Source organism: Methanohalophilus mahii DSM 5219 (genome assembly GCF_000025865.1).
Taxonomy (GTDB): domain Archaea; phylum Halobacteriota; class Methanosarcinia; order Methanosarcinales; family Methanosarcinaceae; genus Methanohalophilus; species Methanohalophilus mahii.
The window spans coordinates 1,058,685-1,068,065 of the sequence record NC_014002.1; the positions used below are offsets into that span (position 1 = coordinate 1,058,685).

Sequence of the window (9,381 nt, forward strand, 5' to 3'; positions counted from 1 at the left end):
CACCCTTTATTCATTGTGAGGGCGGCGATGTGGCCTCGTGAAAAGTCTGTACTTGATATTATCGTCTTTCAGTTCTTCGATGATACGATTGACAATAGCTTTCTGGGGCGTATGTACTCCACCCACACGTTCATGGAGTTCTTCAAGACTTTTGAACTCACCTTTCTTACGTTCATCAATTATTGCCCACATGAGTTTTTTGCCAATACCGGGTAAAAGCTCTAGCATGTGCTGGCGAGTAGTTATGGGATGAGCTTCATTGAAGAACTTTACAAAACGTTCCTCATGATGTTTTACCGATTGTTCCAGTACATATGGAAGTTCAAGTTGTGCACCACTGGTAAGATCATGGTAATGAATCCGATGCTTGACATGATCAATTTCTTCCCTGTCACCTTCTCCAATATAAACCCTGGACTGTATCTGAGGAGTGACTTTATCCTTGGGGACAAGTTCCATGAGTACGAATTTAGAATCACCCACTGCCTGGACTAAAGGTATTTTCTGGTATGTGGGACGCGGATCATTAGGATTTCCATAAGGAAGATAATCCAGAACCCATGCGTACTCTTCTCTTTCAGCTTTTTTCCCCTTTGTATTCATTATATCCTCCACGGAGCAAGTAAGACTATTGATATTATCTAAAAGAAAAAGTCGTATATGGAATATAAATTTATTCCATATAATCCATTACGAGTTCAAGGATGGTGTCAAGCTCTTCATCTGTAAGAGTGTATCTCTCTTTGGCATAAAGTGTACGGAGCTCATCCCTGGAAAGTGGCATTGTGTCCACTATCCGAATTGCAATCTCCGGTTTCATTTTCTCCACTTCAAGCAATTTGTTGAAAAACTCGCGTGCCTTTTCAGCACTTGTCCTTGAGAACATGTCTGCATGGTTTATGGCTTTACGCAGCTCATATCCAAGCTCTTCTTCATTATTGACACGTTCTTCCAGAATCTGGTGGAGAATTCCCCTGACCTCGGGTAACGTAAGTAATTCTTCATCAAGAACTTTTTTAACTATCATTGGAAAGCACTCATCCATTCTGCCTTGAGTTGACCTGCCTTAAAGACAGGAATAATGCAACAGACTAAACTATCAGAGGCAAGGCAGATATAGCTATTTCTGCAAGCCTGTGATATTTACATTTCTGACCAGAAATCAGTATTTCTGGGGTTTAAGGTGCTGGGGCAGGACAATTACCTGCTTATTTGCATTTCCTTCACGTACCTCAAGGATGTAGGCACGTCCACGCTGAGAGAGTACCTTACCGGTCTTTCCCTGATATCTGGGATTTGGCATTCCTTTCTGGACACTGGGATCAATATCGATATGAACTCTCTGTCCTTCACTGAAACTCTGGATAGCCCTGCTCACAGGAGAGAGACCTCTTTCCCTGATTGTCTTTTTAAGCTTGTATCTTGTACAGTATCTTTCACCATTTGATTTTGGCATAATGTTCCTCCGTTGATGATATATAAATTATAATTCGGTTAATTAGATCTTCACATCGACCACATCGAGGTCTTCAACCATTGCATCAATTCCAAGCAAACCGGTGAGGCTCGGGGTCGTGCGTCCCTCGTCACTGGATATAAGCTCTTTCACATAAAGCCCGCCTTCACAATCAACCCTGATTATTGCATGATCCTGATGATATTCGAGGAGTTCTATCGAATGCACCTGACGTTTCCTTACAAGATCAGCCCTTCGATGCGACACCCTTTGAGGTGTGCGCTGTTCGATAAGATTACCCTTGAATACCTCAAGAGCAGACCTTATGGCGTCTTCCGTAACAGGGGCATTGAATGTAACTTTAAGCTTATAAACTTTATCCGCCGTAGAGTTCTTAAGGGTCTGAATTCTGGCCTTGTCCGCAAATTTGAGACCTTCAACTTCAATTTTACCGTCAGCTTTGTTGTTTATTTGTTCTTCCAGATCAGAAAGATTGTAGTCACGCCTGCCCGGATTAAGAGCTTCTATCACAAAAGGGCGACCTGCACCAAGCATTAAGGCATCGATGTCTTCCCTTCCCGCACCGTGGAATTTAGTATCGTCACTGTCAAATGCTTCAATTACAGGTTCACTGACCAATTCATCCACGGATTCAGGATATTGCTTACCTGTATCATCGCAGCTCGGACATCCCTTGCCCTTACATTTGCGGCAGGGCCATCGGGTCTGGGGTATGCCGCGCACAAGTTTGCGATAGCGACCTTCCACGTATACCGAGCGGATTTCCAGTATAATTTTTTCTTCTGCTATGTCAAGCATAACAACAACATCAGGCATCTTGATGTTTACTTCCTTGCCGCTGCGGGCTGCCAGGCGTTTTCCTATCTCCCTGTTAAGTTCGGTTTTCAGCTGCTCGGCATAATCAGCCCCGCATTCAGCCCAGAGGATCTCTTCATTCTCAGCCAGCAGTCCACTAACCTTTGTACCCACGACAAAAGTGGAATAATCGACCCCTTCAAGAGCCTTTATAGCTCTGTCCACCCATTCATCCAGATTATCAAAGAGCCCAATGCATACCCAGCATTCTTCTTCCTCGCAGGATTCATTCAGTGTCTTACATGCGTAAGAGTTGGAAGGAGCGAGTTTTTCCAGTAGATCCTTATAACCTTCTTCTTTCATCATACGTGCAGCTTCTAAAGAGAGGGATAGTTTGATAGCCTCTCCTCTTTCAGCATTTGTCAGGCCGGTAAGCAAGCGGGCAAATTGCCTGCCCATACAATTGTCGCATATTGGGCCTTCCTCAATGATTCGTGCTGCTGTTTGCATTATGGTCATGTATTCACTTCCAATAGCAAAAAGGTTAATATTCTTTTTCCCTGCGGTCAAGTTCGTTGTGCAAAATTGTAATGCAATGGTCTGAATGGAGCGATATCGGACCTATATTAAGTTTTATTGCACCGGCTTTTTCTATCTGGGCCTCTTCTTCTTCAGTAACACCATTGTGATCACCCAAGATAAAGACCATGTCCCCTTTGGGAAGGGTTTCTTCACGGATTTCCTTTCCGTCTTCAAGCAGGTAATAAAGGGAGCAACCCCGGGATTTGAATTCTGAAAGAATGGAGGATAGGTTTGCATCACGCACGGTGACACCAGGAGTGGAACGGACCTCAAAGTCAGAAGAATCCTTATCGAGTGCCTTTTTGATCAGGGAGCCGCTGCTTCTTTCATCCGGATTCAGGTAACGTACAGTCTCACCATCGAATTTTATAAGCCTGCCCGGGTCGGGTTCTCCCAGAAGCAACAGGTGGACCTGTACATCCCGGCGCAAGTCATGGGAGAGAAAAAGGGCTGAATTTACACACCTGCACAGTATATCCATCCTGCCGGCAGAACCAGGCAGGTCATTCAGGGAAAAATCATCGGCTGTATGAGCCTTATGGGCAATAATGAGAAAATGTTTCATGATATGTTATCCTTTTAGTTTCTGATGCCGATAAAATATTCAGTACTATTTAAATTTGATTATGTATTTCGCTAATACAACAAGTTTGTGAACTACCACCCTATGAATAGGGTGGCTTCCTGCTTCATTATTGAATCCAGCGACTCAATTCCACAGGCTTAAACTGTAGTCCCTACAGCACCGCCATTCATAGCACCTACAGATATTGTCAAAATTATGAAAGGCGTAACTACAAAAAGAGCATTTCAAAAATTCCCTGAACTGAGAAATAAAGAATTTTGGGGAAAACATTTGTGGTCTCCAAGTTACTACAGAGGAACACATGGTCAAGTATCTGCTGAAACGATCAACAAATACATAGATGGTAATAACAATAGAGGAGCGTAATTCATCCGCCGTTTAAAAACGGTGGTATTCTTACTATGTCTCGATAAATTTAAAGGAAGATTAAATTATTGTAAATCCAACAGGAGTCACACAAATGGCAGACGAAATCGATTATGATATTATTGGGAATGACATGCAGCTTGTAGAGATCGAACTTGACCCTTCCGAAAGTGTAAGGGCAGAGGCCGGAGCCATGATGTATATGGGTCAGGACATCAAAATGCAGACATCAACCGGGGGTGGACTTTTCAAGGGACTCAAGAGAATGGTTACCGGTGAGAGTTTCTTCATCACTTCCTTTACCAATGAGGGCGACGGCAAGGAAAGGGTCGCATTTGGTGCACCTTACCCGGGCAAGATCATTCCTATAGACCTGACAGAAGTGGGTGGAAGTTTCCTGTGCCAGAAAGATGCTTTCCTTTGTGCTGCCAAAGGTATAGAGGTGGGTATTGCATTTTCCAAGAAAATCGGTGCCGGCCTATTTGGAGGAGAAGGTTTCATCCTCCAGCGACTTGAAGGGGACGGTTTGGCTTTTGTGCATGCCGGTGGAACGATAATCAAAAAAGAACTGGATGCAGGAGAGACCATGCGTGTGGATACCGGCTGTCTTGTGGCTTTTTCTGAATCTGTGAACTATGACATAAAATTGATAGGCGGATTTAGGAATGCATTGTTTGGAGGAGAAGGAGTGGTCCTTGCTACAGTATCAGGCCCCGGTACGGTGTACCTGCAGAGCCTGCCATTTTCCAGGCTGGCTGACAGGATTGCAGCTGCAACGGGTCTTGGCCCAGAGAGAAACAGGGGCGAAGGCGGCGGTTTGAGCGGCATTCTCGGCGGCGATAAGAAATTCTAAGGAGTAACAATGATGCGCATACTTGCAATGTCCGATGCACACGGAAATTATACACGCATCCCTGCCATACTTGAGAGGGCAGGGGATGTGGATCTGATACTGGTTGCAGGAGATATTACCAACTTCGGGCCGGATGAGCAGGCCCTGGAGATGATGGGGATGTTTGACAAAACAACCCTGGCCATTCCGGGCAATTGCGACCTGCAGAGTATCTGCAATCTTCTGGATGAGTCAAAGGCCATAAATCTCCACGGCCGTTTGTGGACCATGGGAAATGTGGCTTTCATAGGGATGGGCGGATCCAACCCCACACCCTTCAAAACTCCCTATGAAATCGAGGAAGAGGAAATTGCAGCAACCCTGGACAAACTGGCTGCTGAAGGAAGACAGAAGGGCGATTACCTGGTGCTGCTGTCCCATTCACCCCCTTACTGCACGCTGGATCGCATCGAAGCCGGCAATGTGGGCTGTAAGGCCGTAGCCGATATGCTGGGCAAGGTGGACCTGATCGTCTGTGGCCATATCCATGAGGATAAAGGGGTCATGGAAGTGGAAGGTACAACTGTCGTGAACACGGGTATGGCTTCGGAAGGATCGGCCGCTCTTATTGATCTGGATGAGAAGTCAGGCAAACTGGATATCGAGATGCTGCAGGTCTGATCTCAGGGGTCGATTTCCAGCAGGTCCGAGGCGATATGCACCTCACCTTTGAACCGGCTGCGCAGATATTCCAGTGCTTCCTGTTCACGGCCCTGCATTTGCGGGTAAAGATGGGTCAGGTAGAGTTTGCCGACATCAAGCTTGTCGAGATAGGGCTCCAGCATTTCCGGTGTTGTGTGGCAGTCAACATCAAACCCCAGGGGAAACGAACATTCATGGATGAGAACATCGGCCCCCTGTGCCAGTTCCATGAGGGAGTCGCAGGGCTGGGTATCCCCGGCATATACCATTATTTTCCCTCCATCCTCGAGCCTGTAACCCAGGGAGGGTACACTGTGCACTCCTGCAGCACAGCTGAGCCGACAATCACTACCGTCAAGTGTAATTTGCCGGCCGGGTGTAAGTTCGGTGACACAGAGGTCAAACCTGCCCTGTAAATAGGGATACAGCCCGATCAGGCCGTCCAGCCAGTCCCTGGTACCATGTGGCCCGTAGATGACGCAATCGCTTTTCTCGCACAACCAGCGGCTCTTGAGCAGGGGCAGGACATCGGCCACATGGTCCAGGTGGAGATGGGTCAGGATGATTGCATCAACATCCCGGGGATCACGCCCGCTTTCAAAGAGGCGTTGTAGCACACCGGCCCCGCAGTCAAATAGTAATAAACGGCCGTTCTCGGTCTCAACCGCAATCCCGGACTGCACCCTGCCGGGCCAGGGGATTGCCACACCGCTACCAAGGAATTGTATTTTCATGCTTACCATAATAAGGTTTAAGTAACTTAACTCTAATTATGGATTCCGAATGGCTTTATAAAGCTCATTCATTCAACCACCGGCAAAGGCTAATTCTAAAACATCTTCCTGCGAGGGTTGCCCAGCCCGGTCAAAGGCGCCGGACTTAAGATCCGGTTTCGAAGGAATTCGAGGGTTCGAATCCCTCCCCTCGCATCGCTTTTTTGGGATATAGGTAACTCTATTTTTTTTGTACGCAAAAATTTTAACCAGATGCCATTCAAATTTATTCTCGAAGTTTGTCTGAAATATGCATTAATGAAATTTCAAATCAAGTTGTTCTAACCTTCTAGACCAACTTTTTTCATGCCTCTCTTTTTTCCATTTTTTTGTCTGCTCTGTATCAACAAAAACACCCGGTATATTATCAATCCAAGAAGGGTTACACAGATTGAAAATATATTCTTTTACAGTGTTTTCAAACTTAGGCATAAAATTGGGTAATATTTCGGACTCAATAATTTCTTCTTTCATTTCATCAGATATCTTTTTGAAATTGATATTTGTCATGATTTGAGCTTCAGGAAGCATTTTGTAATTTATGGTTTCTTTTACATCAAATAAGCATAAAATTCCATACCTTGCAAAGTAGAACCCAACTTGTTCAATTGTTGCTCCATCTATTTTTTCTTCGCCAATTCCACCGAGTCTACCGAGAATGTAGTAAGCCATAATCTGATTGAACATATCTTTTGTAATCGATAAATTTCGGCTCGTTTTTATATCAATTATTTTGTTGTCGATAACAATATCTGCTTCAGCACCACCAAGGAGTTTAGATGCATCATTAAATCTAGGACTTAACAAACAGTGTGATTCAGCTTTAAATTGATTAAAATCAACAGCATTTATTAAATTATTTAAGTCTTGGATATCTTTAGGATCAATTTTTAAAAATGGATTTTTTTTATACCTATTCGCTGAATGATAGTATTCATCTAAATGTGCAAGTAAAATAGAACTTATCAACAAATCGGATGTAAGAATACCAGTATCTAAAAATTCCTAATATACTTTTACTGCAAAATTGAAATTATTTTTTGCCTTTTCATAGATTTCATCTGAAACAGCATTATAGATATGTAATTCACTATTGTTTCTTTGAATTTCCATTATATTAAGAGATTCTTTTGCAATGCAATTTTCAAGAATGGAATTTTTGTTGTGATACATTAAATGCGCTTTCAGTAAATAATCAAATGCCGTACCAAGTAAACAATGTTTAGAAGATATAACTGGTGCTCTGATGTCGCCTACTAATTTTCTTTTTGGTTTTTCAAAGGCATTTGAGAATAAAATTTTTGCATTTTTTTGTTTTAAAAACGGTGTTAATCCCATATGTAATAAAAAGTGTAGAATAAATATATAATTATTCCAAACGTATATTTCATATCAACAATTTTCATAGTTTCTAATAATTTTTCTCACATTCCTTGCCTTAAAATTCAACTCTCCTTCCTTTGCTCTTTTTCTTCAAATAAGCCAACGCACTCCTATGTTTAATTCCAATCATTCTTGCCTCTTCAGGAGTCAAACCAAGAATGTATTGTCTGACTTCTTCCTCATCAATGAACTTTTGAGGCTTTACAACATCCAGCTCCTGTTCATCAATATCATTAGCCTCTTTGCCAATATACACAAACCCATCAATATCAATATGCTTCCTCTCAAGAGCTCCAATATCACCCTCAAACTTATGCTCCGGATAGTTCTCTAAGGATAATTTGTATTACATGAAACAGAATGCTAAAATTGATAAGCCATTTACTCTAATACTAATATTAAGGAAAAGCTGGAGATGTAGGAATAATGATAATGACAGGTACAAAAGGAGACACACAGGAATGAACGGAATTAACCTTAATGTCATACCATGTGAAACAAATTTAAAAACCGATATTAAGGACAATGTTAATCCCTGTCCAGTTTGTAACGTTTCAGGTAGTTTTGTAAAAAATATTACTGTAAGACATATGATATATGATGACCTGTTAGAAAATATAGGTAATTTTGACTATTATTTATGTATGAATGAAGATTGCAAGATTTCTTATTATAACAATGATTTCAGAGTTAAATTCGAAAAAAGTGATGTAAAAGTACCAATATGGTTTAAAAAAGGTGCAAACTCGAAATATGCCTGTTATTGTAGTAAAGTAACAGAAGAACAAGTTATAAACGCTGTGATTAATGATAAGGCAACTAATATGAAAGAAGTTTTAGAAATCACAGGAGCAATGACTAATCCAAATTGCCAGATAAATAATCCTTCAGGCAAATGTTGCCATCATACAATACAGGGAATTATAGATAGAGCATTAATTGATTAATATAATTTAAAATATTTCATTGGTGACATGTTTTCCACAGGAAGTCGAAAGGAGGATAAAGTAAATGAGCGGCGATGTAGTTCATTATGAACATAGTCATTTTGATTACGATTGGCTAAATGACAGTATGTACATTTATCCTCGGGACCGCAAATACAAATCCTCATTGATGTTAGATGACATCATCCTTGACGTGGACGAAAATAACAAGTTTGTCGGGATTGAGATACTTGATGCATCCAGGAAATTCAATATTAGTAAATATGAGATGCGTGAACCTGTTGAACTAAATGTAAATTTTGAAGTGGAAGACAGTAAACTTACTCTCAATCTGAAAATGACTTTTGTAAAAAGGAATCATCCCGTTGCAAAGACCGTTTCCGTTACAGGTAACAACGAGATGAATTTGTCCCCGGGGTCAACCACCCTGGCACTGGCATAATTTTTACTTAAATTTCACTTAGTGTTTCGGTCAAAAATATAGCACCTGAGAAACCCGAACTGCTGAATCCACCCGACCCAACTTTGCCTTTTATTTTTCTCACTTCACTTAAGATCTGTTTTGGAAGGATTTCGAGGGTTCGGATACCTCACTAGCATCGCACTAATCACTTGGAATATAGTTATCTTCGATCTTTTGTACGATAGTTTATTTTACATACCATTATGAAGGAAATCAAAAATAAAGTTACTTGCAATACAAAAAAATGAACAGGATTAGCAAAAAAGAACTGAATAAATAAGTGTGCGATGTCTTATGACATTGAACTTCTTTCTTTTATTCTTTTTATTTAGAATTTTTTCTTTTTTACGATAGCAACCTCTATGACTGAATAAAACAATCAGTATTGCAAAAATAAACTGGCATCTCCACAAGTCTATCTAGATAAAATTTAATCAATTTGGTTAAATTTATAAATGTAGGGTTTCTATTCTAT

Annotated in this window: 13 protein-coding genes, 1 tRNA gene and 1 pseudogene; 6 read left to right on the forward strand and 9 right to left on the reverse strand. The window is 41.5% G+C overall.

Annotated features, from left to right (window positions below):
• Nucleotides 1-6 precede the first annotated feature (6 nt).
• The 5 genes from MMAH_RS05175 to trmY all read right to left on the reverse strand — a co-directional run bounded on the left by MMAH_RS05175 (nucleotide 7) and on the right by trmY (nucleotide 3,419).
• Nucleotides 7-603 (reverse strand): DUF655 domain-containing protein, encoded by a 597-nt coding sequence (locus MMAH_RS05175; protein ID WP_013037490.1) that lies wholly within the window; start codon nucleotides 601-603, stop codon nucleotides 7-9.
• A gap of 70 nt (nucleotides 604-673) precedes the next feature.
• On the reverse strand, nucleotides 674-1,027 hold the full coding sequence (locus MMAH_RS05180) for an RNA polymerase Rpb4 family protein (protein WP_013037491.1): 354 nt from the start codon (nucleotides 1,025-1,027) through the stop codon (nucleotides 674-676).
• A 135-nt stretch (nucleotides 1,028-1,162) separates the two neighbouring features.
• Nucleotides 1,163-1,456, reverse strand: a complete 294-nt coding sequence (locus tag MMAH_RS05185; protein ID WP_013037492.1) for a 50S ribosomal protein L21e — start codon at nucleotides 1,454-1,456, stop codon at nucleotides 1,163-1,165.
• A 42-nt stretch (nucleotides 1,457-1,498) separates the two neighbouring features.
• Nucleotides 1,499-2,791, reverse strand: coding sequence for a tRNA pseudouridine(54/55) synthase Pus10 (locus tag MMAH_RS05190; RefSeq protein WP_013037493.1), 1,293 nt, complete (start codon nucleotides 2,789-2,791; stop codon nucleotides 1,499-1,501).
• Nucleotides 2,792-2,816: 25 nt separating this feature from the next.
• Nucleotides 2,817-3,419 (reverse strand): tRNA (pseudouridine(54)-N(1))-methyltransferase TrmY, encoded by a 603-nt coding sequence (gene trmY, locus MMAH_RS05195; protein ID WP_013037494.1) that lies wholly within the window; start codon nucleotides 3,417-3,419, stop codon nucleotides 2,817-2,819.
• A 174-nt stretch (nucleotides 3,420-3,593) separates the two neighbouring features.
• Here trmY and tnpA point away from each other — a divergent pair.
• The 3 genes and pseudogenes from tnpA to MMAH_RS05205 form a co-directional block, all read left to right on the forward strand.
• Nucleotides 3,594-3,806, forward strand: a pseudogene (gene tnpA, locus MMAH_RS10335) (IS200/IS605 family transposase); the annotation flags it as partial.
• A 94-nt stretch (nucleotides 3,807-3,900) separates the two neighbouring features.
• Entirely contained in the window at nucleotides 3,901-4,659 is a 759-nt protein-coding gene (locus MMAH_RS05200; RefSeq protein WP_013037495.1) for a TIGR00266 family protein, read from the forward strand.
• A 9-nt stretch (nucleotides 4,660-4,668) separates the two neighbouring features.
• Nucleotides 4,669-5,319: a metallophosphoesterase family protein gene (locus MMAH_RS05205; protein ID WP_013037496.1), complete on the forward strand. Its 651-nt coding sequence runs from the start codon at nucleotides 4,669-4,671 to the stop codon at nucleotides 5,317-5,319.
• A 2-nt stretch (nucleotides 5,320-5,321) separates the two neighbouring features.
• Here the strand turns inward: MMAH_RS05205 and MMAH_RS05210 are convergent, their stop codons facing one another.
• Complete coding sequence (locus MMAH_RS05210; RefSeq protein ID WP_013037497.1) at nucleotides 5,322-6,083, reverse strand: MBL fold metallo-hydrolase; 762 nt, start codon at nucleotides 6,081-6,083, stop codon at nucleotides 5,322-5,324.
• 101 nt (nucleotides 6,084-6,184) lie between these two features.
• On the opposite strand from MMAH_RS05210, the gene MMAH_RS05215 reads away from it, so the two are divergent.
• Nucleotides 6,185-6,269: transfer RNA gene (locus MMAH_RS05215), tRNA-Leu, on the forward strand.
• Nucleotides 6,270-6,368: 99 nt separating this feature from the next.
• Here the strand turns inward: MMAH_RS05215 and MMAH_RS05220 are convergent.
• The 3 genes from MMAH_RS05220 to MMAH_RS10620 all read right to left on the reverse strand — a co-directional run bounded on the left by MMAH_RS05220 (nucleotide 6,369) and on the right by MMAH_RS10620 (nucleotide 7,752).
• Nucleotides 6,369-7,082, reverse strand: coding sequence for a hypothetical protein (locus MMAH_RS05220; protein WP_048902129.1), 714 nt, complete (start codon nucleotides 7,080-7,082; stop codon nucleotides 6,369-6,371).
• 36 nt (nucleotides 7,083-7,118) lie between these two features.
• Nucleotides 7,119-7,451: a hypothetical protein gene (locus MMAH_RS05225; protein WP_048902130.1), complete on the reverse strand. Its 333-nt coding sequence runs from the start codon at nucleotides 7,449-7,451 to the stop codon at nucleotides 7,119-7,121.
• 100 nt (nucleotides 7,452-7,551) lie between these two features.
• Nucleotides 7,552-7,752 carry a hypothetical protein gene (locus tag MMAH_RS10620; protein ID WP_048902131.1) on the reverse strand — a complete coding sequence of 67 codons (201 nt, stop codon included), beginning with the start codon at nucleotides 7,750-7,752 and terminating at the stop codon, nucleotides 7,552-7,554.
• Between the two features lie 205 nt (nucleotides 7,753-7,957).
• Between MMAH_RS10620 and MMAH_RS05235 the strand changes: the two genes are divergently transcribed.
• Nucleotides 7,958-8,443 carry a Csac_0668 family 2Fe-2S cluster-binding (seleno)protein gene (locus MMAH_RS05235; protein WP_013037498.1) on the forward strand — a complete coding sequence of 162 codons (486 nt, stop codon included), beginning with the start codon at nucleotides 7,958-7,960 and terminating at the stop codon, nucleotides 8,441-8,443.
• Between the two features lie 64 nt (nucleotides 8,444-8,507).
• Nucleotides 8,508-8,885 (forward strand): DUF2283 domain-containing protein, encoded by a 378-nt coding sequence (locus MMAH_RS05240; protein ID WP_013037499.1) that lies wholly within the window; start codon nucleotides 8,508-8,510, stop codon nucleotides 8,883-8,885.
• Nucleotides 8,886-9,381 lie beyond the last annotated feature (496 nt).